This window comes from Salinicoccus halitifaciens, assembly GCF_021026095.1.
Lineage (GTDB): Bacteria > Bacillota > Bacilli > Staphylococcales > Salinicoccaceae > Lacicoccus > Lacicoccus halitifaciens.
In genome coordinates this window covers 337,806-353,684 of sequence record NZ_JAJNCU010000001.1, presented here as the reverse complement: position 1 = coordinate 353,684, position 15,879 = coordinate 337,806, and the positions used below count along the sequence as shown (strand labels likewise).

General features: G+C 50.1%; 15 protein-coding genes. 1 reads left to right on the top strand and 14 read right to left on the bottom strand.

Annotated features, from left to right (window positions below; all coding sequences use genetic code 11):
- Positions 1-34: 34 nt before the first annotated feature.
- From LPW40_RS01690 to LPW40_RS01655, 8 genes are all read right to left on the bottom strand, one after another.
- The gene (locus LPW40_RS01690) at positions 35-1,240 is read right to left on the bottom strand and encodes a CynX/NimT family MFS transporter (protein ID WP_230820505.1); all 1,206 of its coding nucleotides are present in this window, start codon (positions 1,238-1,240) and stop codon (positions 35-37) included.
- A gap of 98 nt (positions 1,241-1,338) precedes the next feature.
- Positions 1,339-1,953: an SCO family protein gene (locus LPW40_RS01685; protein ID WP_230820504.1), complete on the bottom strand. Its 615-nt coding sequence runs from the start codon at positions 1,951-1,953 to the stop codon at positions 1,339-1,341.
- Between the two features lie 105 nt (positions 1,954-2,058).
- Positions 2,059-3,474: an MDR family MFS transporter gene (locus tag LPW40_RS01680; protein WP_230820503.1), complete on the bottom strand. Its 1,416-nt coding sequence runs from the start codon at positions 3,472-3,474 to the stop codon at positions 2,059-2,061.
- 34 nt (positions 3,475-3,508) lie between these two features.
- A complete protein-coding gene (locus tag LPW40_RS01675) occupies positions 3,509-6,493 on the bottom strand; it encodes an AAA family ATPase (RefSeq protein ID WP_230820502.1) in 2,985 nt (994 codons plus the stop codon).
- Entirely contained in the window at positions 6,480-7,589 is a 1,110-nt protein-coding gene (locus tag LPW40_RS01670) for a metallophosphoesterase family protein (RefSeq protein ID WP_230820501.1), read from the bottom strand. Before LPW40_RS01670 ends, LPW40_RS01675 begins: the two co-directional genes overlap by 14 nt.
- Positions 7,590-7,636: 47 nt before the next feature.
- Positions 7,637-7,768 (bottom strand): YvrJ family protein, encoded by a 132-nt coding sequence (locus tag LPW40_RS01665; protein WP_230820500.1) that lies wholly within the window; start codon positions 7,766-7,768, stop codon positions 7,637-7,639.
- The gene (locus LPW40_RS01660) at positions 7,768-7,980 is read right to left on the bottom strand and encodes a DUF2922 domain-containing protein (RefSeq protein ID WP_230820499.1); all 213 of its coding nucleotides are present in this window, start codon (positions 7,978-7,980) and stop codon (positions 7,768-7,770) included. The genes LPW40_RS01665 and LPW40_RS01660 overlap by 1 nt, the downstream gene beginning before the upstream one ends.
- A 23-nt stretch (positions 7,981-8,003) precedes the next feature.
- Positions 8,004-8,204, bottom strand: coding sequence for a DUF1659 domain-containing protein (locus LPW40_RS01655; protein ID WP_230820498.1), 201 nt, complete (start codon positions 8,202-8,204; stop codon positions 8,004-8,006).
- Positions 8,205-8,294: 90 nt separating this feature from the next.
- Between LPW40_RS01655 and LPW40_RS01650 the strand changes: the two genes are divergently transcribed.
- A complete protein-coding gene (locus LPW40_RS01650; protein ID WP_097039648.1) occupies positions 8,295-8,792 on the top strand; it encodes a DUF2621 family protein in 498 nt (165 codons plus the stop codon).
- Here the strand turns inward: LPW40_RS01650 and LPW40_RS01645 are convergent.
- The 6 genes from LPW40_RS01645 to LPW40_RS01620 all read right to left on the bottom strand — a co-directional run bounded on the left by LPW40_RS01645 (position 8,785) and on the right by LPW40_RS01620 (position 15,827).
- On the bottom strand, positions 8,785-9,252 hold the full coding sequence (locus tag LPW40_RS01645; protein WP_230821050.1) for a CcdC family protein: 468 nt from the start codon (positions 9,250-9,252) through the stop codon (positions 8,785-8,787). The genes LPW40_RS01650 and LPW40_RS01645 overlap by 8 nt on opposite strands.
- Before the next feature lie 31 nt (positions 9,253-9,283).
- Complete coding sequence (locus LPW40_RS01640; RefSeq protein WP_230820497.1) at positions 9,284-9,988, bottom strand: cytochrome c biogenesis protein CcdA; 705 nt, start codon at positions 9,986-9,988, stop codon at positions 9,284-9,286.
- An 87-nt stretch (positions 9,989-10,075) separates the two neighbouring features.
- Positions 10,076-11,851: an ABC transporter ATP-binding protein gene (locus LPW40_RS01635; protein ID WP_269063159.1), complete on the bottom strand. Its 1,776-nt coding sequence runs from the start codon at positions 11,849-11,851 to the stop codon at positions 10,076-10,078.
- On the bottom strand, positions 11,844-13,625 hold the full coding sequence (locus LPW40_RS01630) for an ABC transporter ATP-binding protein (protein ID WP_230820496.1): 1,782 nt from the start codon (positions 13,623-13,625) through the stop codon (positions 11,844-11,846). Before LPW40_RS01630 ends, LPW40_RS01635 begins: the two co-directional genes overlap by 8 nt.
- A 126-nt stretch (positions 13,626-13,751) precedes the next feature.
- A complete protein-coding gene (locus tag LPW40_RS01625) occupies positions 13,752-15,428 on the bottom strand; it encodes a glutathione ABC transporter substrate-binding protein (RefSeq protein WP_230820495.1) in 1,677 nt (558 codons plus the stop codon).
- Between the two features lie 156 nt (positions 15,429-15,584).
- Complete coding sequence (locus LPW40_RS01620) at positions 15,585-15,827, bottom strand: YneF family protein (protein ID WP_097038450.1); 243 nt, start codon at positions 15,825-15,827, stop codon at positions 15,585-15,587.
- Positions 15,828-15,879 lie beyond the last annotated feature (52 nt).

Here is a 15,879-nt window from a genome sequence, read left to right as displayed (position 1 = left end):
GACCAAAAAAAGTCCTCATGCAAAAGATGATATTTTATCGAACCCCGTTTGTCACGGTTCTGTTACTGCCTGCAAAATATCCGAAGACGGCAATCATTAATGACACCGCAATCAGTATCATCATGGAAGGACTCCATGAGCCGGTATATTCGGCAAGCATCCCAAGCAGTAAAGGACCGGTCGCCGCCAGCACATAGCCGACGGACTGGGCCATCCCCGACAGCTGTGCCGACTGTTCCACCGAATTAGAGCGCAGCACGAAGAACATCATCGCCAGGCTGAAAGTGGTGCCGGCACCGATGCCGGTAAGGCTCAGGAACGGTATGATCATCCAGTGCACCGGCATCAGCAAAACACCTAAAAGGCCCGTTGCGAACATCAGGCCGCTCGATACACCGAGCACCCGCTGGTCCGAAAATCTATAAGCGATGAGCGGTGCGATGAAGGTCGTCGGCAGGAGTCCCAGCTGATAGATTGTGAGCATCCATCCCGCTTCCGTCTCGCTGAAACCTTTATCCACCAGTATCGCCGGCAGCCAGGCAAACAAAGTATATGGAATCAGGGACTGGAGCCCCATATAAAACGTCACAGCCCATGCAAGCGGGGAATTCCACAGTTTCTTGGACGGCCTGCCATCAATTGCTTTGAAGACCTTCTTCCGTTCCTCCATCACCCGCGGCATCCTCAGAATCAGCACAAATACGGCAATCAGGGGGAATATGCCCCACATTGCGAGCGCCGTCCGCCAGTCATATCCGCTGGCGGCGGCCACACTTACGGAAAGCCCCGCCGACAGGGCACTCACGATATTCATTGAAAAAGAATACAGCCCCGTCATCAGGCCGACCTTAAACGGGAAAGTCGCCTTGATGAGACCCGGCGAGAGGACGTTGCCGACCGCAATGGAGAGGCCGATCACCGCAGTTCCGAAAAACAGCATGACCGTGCCGTCCATCCCCCTCATGAAGATTCCTGCGGTCAGAAAAATCATTGAAATCAGCAAAGGGATCTCCATGCCGTATTTCCGCGCAATACCCGGTATGAAGGGCGAGAACAGGCCGAATGCCAGAAGCGGCAGGGTGTTCAGGAAACCGATCATCGTATTGCTGAGGCCGAGATCCTCACTGAAGAAAGGGACCAGCGGACCGATGGATGAAATCGGCGAGCGCAGGGATCCCCCTATAAAAATGATCGCGAGCAGCAACAAAGCTATGTAATAACGTTCTTTACGTACCGACATTCGACCGCCTCCCTTGAATAACTAAAACATCATAACATATTTCACCGGGTTATAAATATGTCAAATCAAAAAAAGAGCAGCTGTCTGCTCTTTTAAAGTCATTCCATATCTATTTCCGCGGTCAATGTCGCAACATCATCAACGATTTCATCGACGGGGAAGCTCGTATCTCCGGTATCAAGCCCCGGGTAGGACTTCCTGACGACGCCATCCGAATCAATCAGATAGAAGCTCGTCCCGTGCGTGACCTGGTCACTGCCCGATGGCGGCGGTGCCACAATCGTCTTGAAATTCTGTTCCGCAAATCCGCGGATGAAGTCATAATCATAATCCGTCACCAGATGCCACTCTGTGCCTTCAGGCACCTCATAATACTCGATGTATTCCGTCAGGGCCTCGGGTGTATCATTTTCCGGGTCGACCGAGAAACTCAGGACACCGTAGTCTTCAACACCAAGCTCTTCGAGCTCCTGTGTGACATGTGTCATATTGGCAGTCATTGGAGGACAGACCGTCGCACAATTTGTGAATATGAAATCAAGGAGCCATACCTTGCCTTCCATATCTTCATTTGTAAAGGTCTCACCGTCTTGATTCGTCACCGAATACTCCCCGATTTCATTACCGAAACTGGACATTGTTTCAACATCCGAGTCACTGCAGGCAGCAAGCAGCAATGAAGAGATCAGTGTAAACAAAATAAATTTCTTCAATCAATACCCTCCATATTTCAACTACTTTTAATATACCAAATTAAAAACACGAGTTGTCTGTGTTTTTATATAATATTGTGAAATTAGTATGTCCATGCGCTGCCTTTATTCCTCGACCATCTTCCTCCTCTTCTGTTCCTTCAGGAAGAAGGCCATGACGAGGCCGATGAATGCGAGGACGGCAGCCACGATGAAGGAGACGTTGACGCCCATGATTTCTTCGGCGATCGTCGGCTCGCCTGCGGATGCATTGATCGCAAATCCTGTCATGATCGTGATCAGCAGGGCTGTGAACAATGACCCGCCGATCTGTCTCATCGTATTGTTGATCGATGTCCCGTGCGGCAGCAGATGGTCTTCCAGTGCATTCATCGCAAACGTCGTGAGCGGCATCATCGACAGTCCCGCCCCGATGAGGCGGAAAGAATAGACGATCGTCAAGTATATCCATGATGTATTTTCATCCAGCACTGCCAGCATGACGGAGGTCACAAAAATGATCCCGAGTGAAATCACCGTCAGCACCTTGATGCCGTATTTGTCGAATAAAAAGCCCGCTGCGAGACCGAACCCGCCCATCAGCAATGCACCCGGGAATAATGCAAGGCCCGATTCGAATGCGGTGTACCCGAGCATATCCTGCATCAACACCGGCAGAATGTTGTTTGCACTGACCATCGATGTGAATACGATCACCCCGATGAGTGTGCTGAGCAGGAAATATTTGTTTTTGAACACCCTGAGTTCCAGAAGCGGTATATCAAGCCTCAGCTGCCTGCGGACAAAGATGAAGACGATGATGCCGCCGATGATGATCGGCAGCACGACTTCCGGGTCCGTCCATCCGCGCATGCCTGCAACCGAAAATCCGTAGAGCATGCCGCCGAAACCGAGTGTAGAGAGGATGATCGATGTATAATCCACAGGCGGATCCGTCGTTTCAGTGACGTTCCTCATGAACCTGTATGCAAATAATATGTTCACTGCAGCAAAAGGTGCAATGATGATGAATAACGTCCGCCACGGCCAGATTTCAACAATATAGCCGGACAGTGACGGTCCGACCGCCGGTGCAAAACCGATGATCAGGCCGAACAGCCCCATGGCCCGCCCGCGCTTTTCAGGTGCGAACATTTTGAGCAGCACCACCTGGGATAAGGGCATCATGATGCCCGCCGCTGCCGCCTGGACGATGCGCCCCACAAGCAGCAGGCCGAAAGCAGGGGCTGCTGCCGCAATGATCGTCCCGATCGTGAACAAGGTCATTGCGAATATATATAACTTCCGGGTCGTGAACTTATTAATCAGAAATGCGGTCACGGGAATCATGATCCCGTTCACAAGGAAGAATCCCGTTGTCAGCCATTGTGCCGTGCTGAACGGGATATTAAGATCTTCCATGATGGACGGGACGGCCGTGACGAGCAGTGTCTGGTTCAATATGGCGATGAATGCCCCAAAGATTAAATTCGCGACAACGAAATTTCTTTCATTAAAGAAATCCGACAATTTTCTCTTCATGCTGACACTTCTTTCCTGAATCAGAAATAAGACACTACAGATTGAATGTGGCTGTGCTTATTTCATCTTCCGATTTGACTTCCAGAATGTGGTTCAACCGTTCCTTCAATTCGGTGACATGGGAGATGATGCCGATTGTCTTCCCGCCCGATTGCAGATCGACAAGAGTTGAAATGGCAATTTCCAGAGTCTCTTTATCCAGTGTACCAAAACCTTCATCGATAAACATCGTATCGAGATTGATGCCGCCCGCTTCCTGCTGAACCGCTTCACTGAGTGCGAGCGCCAGGGACAGTGAAGCCTGGAATGTTTCGCCGCCGGACAGCGAGGAGATATGCCTCGATGAATTATTGTAGTAATCGAACACTTCGATATCGAGCCCGGTCTTGCGCCGTGCCTGGGATGTGCTGCGGATCAGCGCATACCTGTGATGCGTCATTTCCAAAAGCCGTTTGTTCGCGATGTTCAGTATCTTTTCAAGGAAATAAGTGAGGACGTAGCGTTCCAGTGAGATTTTACTGTGGTTGTTGCCCGCGACTTTCTGTACGAGTTCGTGTACCGCATGATGGCGCTCTTTCTTCTTCTCATAATCGCCGATATACTCAGACACCGTGTCGAATACACGCTGGAACTGCCTGATATCATTGTGCAGCACGGCAAGTCCGGTCTGCAGCTGCTCCACTTCGGCAGCGGCATGCTCGATCAGTGACCGGTCCTCACTGAGATCATACATTTCTTCGTGATCCAGTTCCTTTTTGACGGCTTCAATCTGCATGTCGGTCGATGACTTTTCACGGTGGAATGCCTGGACTTCCTGCTCTTTTGCGTCCATATCGCGTCTGCCGAGTATCTCATGCAGCTCGGCCCTGTCGATGAACGGTTCCTCATTTAAAAAGCCGTCCACTATAACAGTCATTTCCCTGACCTTCTCCTTGTCGCTCATCACCGCTTCATTAAGGCTCCTGATGGACTGTGAGATCCTGGTGAACTCATGATTTAAAGCATCACGGCGTTCCTCCAGTGATTTCCTGTGCTGCCTGTATGCCTCCGCTTCCTTTTTGATCTTTTCCATATGTTGTTTAAAATCACCGTATTTCGAAAACCCGGTCTCTTTTTTGAATTCATTGAGATGTTCCTCGAACTGAATGCGCCTGTGGTCGTTTTTCTCCATTTTTATGTTCACTTCATGGAGTGAGTTGGATTTTTCCGTCATCTCCTTTTGGAGGACTTCTTTCCTTTCACGCTCTGCCCTTGCATTTTCAAGCTCTTTTGATACGCAGCCTGATTCATCTTCAAGAGACGCCATTTCCTCCGCAAGCGCCTGTAGGGAGCTGCGCTCTGCATCTTTCAGCAGTGCTTTGTACAACTGCCTTTCCTGCTGGAGTGAGGATTCTTCCCCCTTCAATGACTCAATGCGGGCATTCAGCGACTTAATCTGCTGCTCTTCCTCACCGCTCATATAATACGGCGCGCCGGGCATCTCCTCGACCGTCTTCTGGCATACCGGACACGTGCCGCCGATTTCAAGATGGCTGACGAGATGTTCGATGTGTTCGCGATCTTCCGCCTTGAATTTGGTCTGCACCGAAGATTTCAAATCATCAAGATTCCGGACGCATTCATCATGCTTTTCCCCGTTGACGCGCAGCTTCTCTTCGAGGGCTTCAATCTCCTTGTCATACCCTCTGTACTTCTCTTCCTGCGCAATCAAGCTTTTCATTTCCTGCTTTTTGATTTCCAGTGCATGCTTCCTTGAAGTGAGCTGTTCAATCACATCATTTGAGACGGTCAGGCTTTCAAGCTCCGCCCTGAATGCTTGATATTCCTCCTCCAGGAGGCTCCTGGATTTCCGGAGCGCTTCCAGTTCGTGATCCAACCGGGAAAGCTCCGCAGGAAGCATTTCAAAACGGTCATTCAGGAAGCGCTCATTGCGTGTGATGAAACGTTCGCTCTCATGGATCGCTTCTTCCCTGCTTTGGAGGTCTGACAGTTCTTCCTGGAGCATCGAGTGGTCATTTTGTATGCGGTCATAATCCCGGTTGAGGTTTTCAAGCCTTTTTTCCGATTCGGCGATCTGACGTTCGAGCTCCTGCTCGCGTCTGAGCTCAAAACTGATGGTCCCCACCTTTTTATAATCGTTGATCTCTGCTTCCAGCATACGCATGTCCCTTGCACGGCTTTCAAGATGATCCCGCTGTCCGGTCAATTGCTGCAGTTTTGCCACTTTTTCATTATGTGCAGTCTTTTTATTCAATCCCTCCTGCAGCGCATCCCGTTCTGTTCTCGCCTTCTCTATTCCTTCAGCCAGCCGGGCGGATTCAAGGCGTGTATCTTCAATCTTTTTCTCCAGTGAGGACAGTCTATGGTGGAAACTCGGATGGTCCTCATTCTCGGGCAGGGTGCTCAGCTGTTCAGAGATTTTCGCCTCGAGCTGGTGCATTTCGGCCTGTACGCTCTTCTCAAGTTCCCGCAGCTTCAATTCAAAGTGCACAAACCGCTCCGTCCGGAATAAAGTCCTTAAAATCTTCTGTTTTTCCTCACTCGTCGAGACGAGCAGCCGCTTGAATTCCCCCTGCGGCAGGATCAGTATCTGCCTGAACTGCTCGGCCGTCAGCTGGATGATTTCGATGACTTTCGCCGTGACACCGGTCACGGAGCTTTCAATTACGCTGCCGTCTTCTCCATACAGTGCCGCTTTGGAAGGGACTTTCGACTTCCTGCCCGCTTTATTGAAGCTGAGTTCCCGCTCCACCCTGTAGGCATGCTCCCCTATTTTGAATTCCAGGCTGACTCTCGATAGATCGTCATCCGTCGCAAACTGGCTTCTGACCGAATCTTCATCACGGTCCGATGTGGATGTCTGGCCGTACAGTGCGAATGTGATGGCGTCAAAGATCATCGTCTTGCCGGAACCCGTTTTCCCGCTGATCAGAAACATCTGCCCTTCGACGCTGCCGAAATCGATCGCTTCACTTTTGAAGGGGCCGAAATATTCCATCTCCAGTTTAATGGGCTTCATTATGGCCACCTCCAAAATATTCTTCAAAAATCTCTGTCTCGGTTTCAGTCGGCGGCCGCTTGGCGATCTCTTCTATGAATGAAGCGTATATATCATAGTCACTCGTCTCTTTCATATCGATCGTCGTCATATTGAAGTCATGGTCGTCCGTCTTCACCTTCAGCTCAAGGGTGTTCGGATAGATCATCTTGATCTTCGACATCGGTTCCTTCACATGGCTTAAATTGCTCAATGTGAATTTGAAGTATGCATCCTTATCGTCGAAATCCACCCTCTCATTGATGAGGTCGTCGAAATCGCCTTCGAACTCGACGATGTCATGCATCGGTGAGAGCGGTATGAATTTGACGGTCCCCGCCTCCGTATCCAGCCACCTGAACCCTTTCGGCTGATGGACTTCATTGAATGAGTACTTCAATAGGGAACCGCTGTAAAAAATCTTCTCATGATTGATCGCAAAAGGGTGATGCAGATGGCCGAGCAGCACATAATCGAAATCATCGAATATGGTGCTGTCCACTTCCTCGGACATCCCGATGGACAGTGCCCGTTCGGAATCGCTCTGTGCACCGTCCTGGATGAAGAGATGGCCGATCAGTATATTCTGCTCCTCAAGATCGGGCTTCATCCGCTCCGTGATGTATTCATATACGTCATGATGCGTACGCAGTCCGCTGTCGTCGAAATGGTGGCGCGCCTCGAGGACATCGATGTGCGGCACCAGATAAAAATTGATGCCGCCGATGGTGACGGGCGTGAACACCTCCTCGAGTGATGTATGTATATGCAGATCCGTCGCCTTGAACCATTCAGATCCGTAGTCGAGCAGCGCCCTCGAATCATGGTTGCCGCTGTTTATCAGGACCGGAAGCCCCATTTCGACATTCATCTTGTGAAGATAATGGTTGACCAGGTTCAGCGCCTCCCTTGGCGGGTTGCTGCGGTCATAGATGTCCCCTGCAATCACGATGATGTCGGGTTTCAACGTTTCAATATGCCCGATGAGCTGTTCCAACACGAATTTTTGGTCTTCCAGCAGATCCCTGCCGTTCAATTTCTTGCCGATATGCCAGTCGGCGGTATGTAAAATTTTCATAAATAACACCTCAAATCAATTATACTAAAAAAACGCCCTGATAAAAATCAGGGCGCAATATTTTGGAGCTGTCGGATAGTGATGATCAGATCATCCAGTTTCCTTTCCATCCTGTGGAGGAGGAAAAATGTAATCACTACCGGGAAACCGACATCGCTCACAAAGGGGATCCAGTCCATCAGATGATGACTTGGGTTTCAGTGCTGACGATTTTCGCCGACTCGACATTGACCGGCTTCCCCTGCATCGGGTCGAGTGCGTCGGATGCGATAAGGTTATTCGCAGCCTCAAGCAATCCTGCTTCTGTAAGTGATTCATCCGGGTTGCGGAAATTCATCGTGAAGCGTCTGTTGGCATCTGTATTGAATACGACAACGAGTCTTTTCTCCATTTTAAATGCTCCTCTTCATTTGATTAACCGATCACGTAAGTCTCTTCCTTCTCCACAATGGCGTATACATCGTTGGTCAATGCTTCAAAAACGTCCTTGAGCTGGTTGATCGCGTCATTCCCCGCCTGGATATTGATGTTCGGTACTGTGCGGTAACGCAGGATTTCCTTGCCTGCTGAATCCGTCGTCAAATAATAGAACCTTGCGCTTGTACTTTTATGCATGTGCTTCACCTCCTCGTCCTATATATCGTCACAAATCAGCATATGGACATATTTCATTTTTACGAATATAATGATGGTGAGGTGAAGGGTATGACTGATACGTTGTTCATGTGGGGAATTACCCTGTGGATGATCATAATGGTCGGCTTGTTTTTCACAGGCGGATTTTTCATGTTCAGGAAGTTTTTGAGAAGGATGCCGAAAGAAGACGGGTACAGTGAACTCGACTGGCAGGATTATTACATCCGGACGGCACTGCCGCTCTGGAACGATGACACTAAAGCACTTTTGAATGAACTGGTGAGCCCGGTGCCCGAGCTGTTCAGGCAGGTGGCAAAAGAGCGGATCGCCGGCAGGATATCAAAGATTGCGCTGGATGAAGGCGTGGAAGAGATAAAGCTTGATCAGATCATGAAAGGCTACATCATAGCAACGCCCAAGAAGGACCACAGATTCATGAAGAAAAAGCTGGATCAGCTGGGTATAGACTATACCCCTTATGAGGAGCTGTTCCAATATGCGGATGATGAAAAAGAGAAGTTCTCCATATTCGAACAGACGGAAAAAGTAAAGCAGCTGGCTAAATAGCCTGCTGCTTTTTAAAATTCCTGTATTTTACCAGCATGGACAATCTCCATACCACAATCATTATGAATGCGAGCAGGAAGAACATCCCGCCGATCTCGCCGGGTGAAATGGACAGAGACAGGATGGATTTCAGTCCCAGCCTTAAGATCAATAACCCGAACAATATGCCGATGAACCATTTTGACGGTTTTACATATAATTCATCATCCTTTTCCTCGTAGCGTGTCGTAAAGACAAGCAGCAGGGAAAATGCCAGGCCGATGATGAGTGCTTCCAAAATCTCGACTCCGGACAGCCGGAAGTATGGAAAGACATACATCAGGGCGCCCGTCGACATCATCACCGGCGGAATCACGATCTTTTTAAGGCTGAGCGGACGTGCCGATGCCCTCTGGCGCACGAAAATCACCCCGATGCCCATGAACACCGCCATGATCGAAGCGAGTGTGAACAATATCATTTCCCAATCTAAATCCAACATTCGACCACCCTTAAAATCCTTGGAAATCACCAAATAATGGCTGCAACCAAATTATAATCTGAGTCAGTCCGTCAAAGTACAGCAGTATGCCCATGAGTATCATGACGATTCCGCCGCCTTTCATGATGGCATTGGAATACTTGAGCATCCAGCGTGTTTTGGAGACGAAGAAACTGAGGACAAAAAACGGTACACCGAAACCTAAGCAGTAGACGACCATCAGCATCAGCGCATTATTCGGTTCGGTTGCGCTCATCGCGAAGATCGCTCCGATGATCGGCCCGTTGCACGGCGTCCAGCCTGCCGCAAAAGCCATGCCGATTAAAATGGACCCGAGGAACCCTGCAGGCCTGTTCTTGAAGTTGACCTTCCTGTCTTTCATCAGGAATTCGAACCTCAAGACCCCGGTGATGACAAGACCGAACACGATGATCAGTATCGCACCGATCTGTCTGATGAGATTTCCGTATTCGATGAAAATGCCTCCGAAGAAGGAGGTTCCGAATCCAAGTGCAATATATATCAAACTGAACCCTACAAGGAAAAATAATGTATGGAAGATTGCACGCGCATTAAATTTCTGATTTTCAACTTCGTTGTAACTCATCCCCGTTATGTAGGAAACGAAGGCCGGGAAGACCGGCAGCACACATGGCGAGACAAAACTGAGCACACCTGCTCCAAATGCCAGTAAAAAAGTGACTTCACTACCCATAAATATCCCCCCATTCAATTGTATTCTATCAGACATGCAATCGGATGGGCGGTTTTTATTTAGAATAAATTATGACATTTGGTCATTTCACTGCCCGTTCTGGAGCAGATACATCTTATGATAGATGCCCTTTCGGCTGATCAGCTCATCATGCGTGCCCCGCTCCACGATTTCGCCCTTGTTCAAAACGAGGATCTGGTCGGCATCCTGGATGGTTGAGAGCCTGTGGGCGATCGCAAGTGTCGTCCTGCCCTTCCGCATCACATTCAGGGATTTCTGTATCTCTTCCTCCGTCTCGGAATCGATGTTCGCCGTCGCCTCATCGAGGATGAGTATTTTCGGATCGACAGCCATCGTCCTTGCAAAAGCGATCAGCTGCCGCTCCCCGCTGGATAAAGTGCTGCCCTTTTCAAGCACCTTGTGATGGTAGCCGCCCGGCAGTGCTTCTATGAACTTATCTGCACCGACGAACTCTGCTGCTGTCTGCACCGCTTCGAATGTCATCGTCGGATGGTACAGCCTGATATTGGACTCGATCGTCCCGTAGAAGAGGAACGGATCCTGAAGCACAAGGCCGATGTTGTTCTTCAGTTCCTGCTTCGGCAGTGTTTTGATGGAGTGCCCGTCAATCAGGATGCGCCCTTCATCGAATTCATAAAACCTCATGAACAGGTTGATGATGGAACTCTTACCCGAGCCTGTGTGGCCCACGAGCGCCACGGTCTCACCCGGCATGGCGGTGAAACTGATGTTTTTCAGCACATCGGTCCTGCCGTCATAACTGAAAGTGACATTCTCAAAATCGATGCGGCCGTCCGTGATTTCATGTTCCGTCCGGGGTGTCTGTTCCGGTTCAAGTGTATCTTCATCAATCAGCCTGAAAACACGGCTCGCTGATACGAGCGCCTGCTGGAAAATGCTCAAGTTCTGGCTGACCTGGTTGATCGGCTCAAAAAAACGTTCCATATACTGGATGAATGCAAATATCAGCCCGGCGGTGATTGAAGACTCGAAGCTGAGCAGGCCGAAGTAACCGAGAATGACCGCGATGGCGAGTATCTGGATCATGCTGATCGCGGGCCGGAGCAGCAGGCCGTCCAGGCGTACGGTCTTCATCGTATATTCATAATGCTCGGCATTGATCCGGTTGAACTCACCCTGAAGGCGGTCCTGCTGGTTGAAGACCTGGATGATCTTCATCCCTTCAATCGATTCTGCGAGCTTCGCGTTCAAATCCGCCAGCAGCTGCCGCGTATAGGAGAAGAACACCGCCGAATATTTACGGTAAATGAGCATGATCAAAAATATCAGCGGCATGAAGATGAGTGCGATGAAGGCGAGCCTCACATCGAGCACGAACATCATCACGTAACTTGAAGCCATCATGAAGAATGCCATCAGGAAAGTCGCGAACACCCCGATGAACATCTCGACGATCGCCTCCGTATCATTGGTCAGCCTGGAGACGATGCTCCCGCCGGACACTTTATCGAAGTATCTCATGCCGAGGCGGCCGATTTTATTGAATGCATCGATCCTGAGCTGCTGTATGACTTTGAAAGCGAGATACTGGAACAGGTAGATGTTCATGTATGTCGTCACTGCACCGATGATCTGTACGGTAAGGAAAATCACAATGAGCATCGTGATCTCGTCTTCCGGGAACACCGCCGGCGTCAGATAATCATCGATGAAGACCATCACAAGATAAGGGATGATCATCCCGGCAACGGTGGAAAATATCAGCATGACGAAGGCCAGGATGATGGTCCATTTAAAAGGATAGGTGTAGGAAATCAGACGCATGAGGACCTTGAGCTGATCCCTCGCTGTCAGATGGACTGTTTCCTTGATGTCATTCATCCCCTTCATCCCCCTTCACAAGATCATCCAGTTCCTCCGTCAGGCTCTGTCTGAGTGCCTGCTGGCTGTAAGTATCGTGATACCATCCACCCCGGGCGAGGAGTTCACTGTGGGTGCCGCGTTCGACAATCGTCCCCCTGTCCATGACGATGATCTGATCCGCTTTTGAGACCGCGCTCATCCTGTGTGCGGTGATGATGTTCGTCTTGCCGTGCCTCACCCTTGAAATGTTTTCAAGGATCGTGGCTTCCGTCTGGGCATCCACCGCCGACAGCGAGTCATCGAGTATCAGCACTTCCGGATTTGTGATCAGCGCCCTTGCGATTGAAATACGCTGTTTCTGACCGCCGGACAGCGAGACGCCCCGTTCACCGACGACCGTATCATACCCGTCCGGGAAGCCCAGTATATCTTCATGGATGTTCGCAAGGCGTGCCGCTTCATGGATCACTTCATCATCCAGTCCCGGGTCCGCAAAAGCGATATTATCCCTGATCGTCGTTGAAAACAGGAAGTGATCCTGTGGGACATACCCGAACTGTGCCCTCAGGTTGACGATGTTGTAATCCCTTAAAGCCTCACCGCCATAGGTGATGTCTTCCGGGTTGTTCGTGTCGAACTCACGCAGCAGCAGACGGATCAATGCACTTTTCCCGGAACCGGTCCGTCCGACGATGCCGACAGTATGCCCTTTTTTGATCTCGAAACTGATATCCCTAAGTGCAGTTTCACCATTGCCCGGGAAGTTAAAAGCACCGATGTCGAATTCGATGTCGCCGTCCGGCGCATCTTCAATCATATATTCCTGACCGATATCATTTTCAGTCTGCATGATCTCTTCTATTCTTTCATATGAAGCACGGCCCCGCTGGACGAGGTTGAAGAACCAGCCGAGCGCAAGGAGCGGCCAAACCATCATGCCGAGGTAGGTCGTGAAAGTGATCAGCTGGCCGAGTGTGATTTCATCCGAGAGCACCATCTGTGCCCCGAAAATGATCGAGAGGAAATAGCTCGCCCCGATGACGAGCATGATCGTCGGGTCGAACAATGCATCCACTTTCGACACCTTCAGGTTCTTCTCCACCACATCATCGCTCAGCGCCTTGAAATCTTCCTGATCACTTTTTTCGTAGCCGAATGTTTTTGTGACTTTGATGCCGGCGATGCTCTCCTGGCTCTTGTCATTCAATTCGCTGAATGCCGCCTGGGCCTTCCGGAACCCCCTGTTGAGCAGCGTGCCGTAATAGCTTGTGAGCACCACCATGAACGGCAGGGGGATCATGGCGATCAAAGTGAGCTCCGGACTGATGGTGACGGCCATTGTGATGAGCACCGCACCGCCGGTGATGATGGAATCGGCGATCGTCAGGATCCCGGCGCCGGCGGTCATCTGGACGGCACGGATGTCATTGGTCGCATGCGCCATCAAATCCCCGGTGCGCCGCTCTTGATAAAAGTACGGGCTCATATATGAGAATTTGGTGTACATCCTCTCCCTCAATATCCTGCCGAGCCTGTTGCTTGCACCGAATATGAGTATGCGCCAATAGTACCTGAATATGTATGTAAGCACCGCTGCAGCGAGCAGAATGCCGATGAATGCCCCAAGACCCCTCGGTGTCAGCGTCTCCATCGTGATGCCGTCGATGACCCTGCCGATGATCTGCGGCGGTATGAGTTCCATCAGGGCCACAAGGATCAGCATGACCACCCCGAATATATAGCTGCTTTTCTCCTGTCTGAAGAACCATCCCAGATCCTTAAAAACCTTCATTCCCTTCTCCCCCTCCGTATCCAGCCCTCACTTTAAAATTTTACCATATATTTCGGATTTGGAAATAGTTACAGAGTGGTACGGACATAAAAAAAGCATGCCGGAGCGGCATGCTTTTTGAGATCTTTATTCGAATGATACATTATCCAGCCTGACGCCTCCGGTCGGATCGAGCTCCACCCCGCGCAGGTTGTCCGAATTGACGCCGATCGCAAAGTTCGTATGGAACAGATATGCCGTCGGCAATTCTTCGGCCAGTATCTCCTGTGCCTCCTGATATATGTCATAACGCAGATCCTCATCCGATTCTGAGCGCCCCGCATCAAGGAGGTCACTCAGTTCCTGATTTTCATAAAATGAGCGGTTGCCCGGTGCACCCATATTGTCCTGATGGTACAGTGCATAGAGGCCGTAGTCCGCATCCGCCGTCACGGTCGTCCACCCCAGGATGAACATGTCATGATCGCCGTTCGCGAGCGTTTCGAGGTAGGCACCCCATTCATACTGTTCAATCGTGACAGTGATGCCAAGCTCGGATAAGCTTTCCTGAATGTAGACGGCCGTGTCGATGATCTGGGGATCGTTGTCCACCCAGATCGTCGTGCTGAAACCGTCCGCCACATCCGTTTCAGAGAGCAGTTCACGTGCGCGGTCCAAATCATGTTCCGCACCTTCGAGATCCGGGTTGTAGCCCCACACATCCGGTGCAAGCGGGCCCTCGGCCGCGATGCCCATATCATCATAGACACCCGAGATGATTGCATCACGGTCGATCGCATGGGAGATTGCCTGGCGCACCTTCACATCATCGAACGGCTCAACCTCTGTATTGAAGCCGAGGTAACTCATCCTCACCGATTCCTGTTCGATCAGCTCGGTCGATTCACCCGATTCGATCCTGTTGACGCTCGATGAATCGATGTCCGTCGCGATATCGATGCCGCCGGTCTCAAGCTCGGCCACGCGTACACTATTTTCAGGTATCACCCTGAACATCACGTTTTCAAAATCACGGTCACCGCCCTGGAAATCCTCGAACCTGCTGAGTGACACCGATTCGCCTGCTGATCGCGATTCGAGTTTCAGATGGTTGGTTCCATCGGTCCCGGAACCGATGACATCGCCGAGGTCTTCGGAAATCTGATCGGCGACCGCCTCATAATCCGGTCCGCCAGATTCACGCACTTCATAATATTCTTCAGCAGTCATATCGACTCCTGCTGAATCCAATGCAGCCTGATAATCCTCATCAATCAGTTCCTTGCTCATTATGCCCGCCGTCGTATGCGCGAGATGGCTCGGCAGCGGCGCAAAAGGATACGCTGTATGCAGGTTCACTTCATGATCTCCGACGATCTCGACTTCCTCAATCATTTCGAATAAAAATGCAACCTGCGAGGCGACCGCTTCATCCCGTACCCGGTCGAGCGTGGCTTTGACGTCTTCTGCCGTGAAATCCGAGCCGTTATGGAAAGTCGTGCCTTCCCGGAGTTTCAGGTTCAGGACGTTGTCTTCCACCCGTTCCCATTCGGTTGCAAGACGCGGTTCCAGTTCCATATCCACGGTCTGGAATATCAAAGTCTCATAAATGTTCCGCCTCACCTGTGAGGAAGCGGAGTCATTCGACCCGTGAAGATCCAGCGTGACCATTTCATCCCTCATGCCGATGGTGATGTCCCCTGATGAACCTCCGGCTCCCGTGTCCCCTTCATCCGCTTCCTCTTCGGCACCGGAATCATCTGCACATGCTGCAAGCAGTACAGACGTGATGGCAAGCATAAAGAACACGTGAAATCTTTTCATGGTTTATCCTCCTCTTATTTTAAAGTAATTATATACATTAAAAAATTTATTGGCAACATAATTTTCGGATAAATTAGAATATTTTGTATAAAGTGATAATTTACATGAAAAAGCCGCCGGCCTCATTAATGAAACCGGCGGCTGATGATACCATCGTTATTTTTTGACACGCTCTTTTTGAGCGTCTGCGTTTTTATTCATCATGCTCATCATCTGATTAATTTTCTTCTGTGATGGTTTTTGACCCATTTGCATCATCATCATGCGCAACATTTCTTCATTGATCGGCGGGTTCTTTTCCAAATAATCCATCATGTACTTTCTCGCAAGAAAGAATCCCAATGCCAGACCTCCAACAAGTGCCGCAATAACGATGAGTATCCAAATCCAAGTAGCCAAGTGACTTCACCTCTTTCTCCCGTACATAAACCATTATATAGTTTATCGTAAA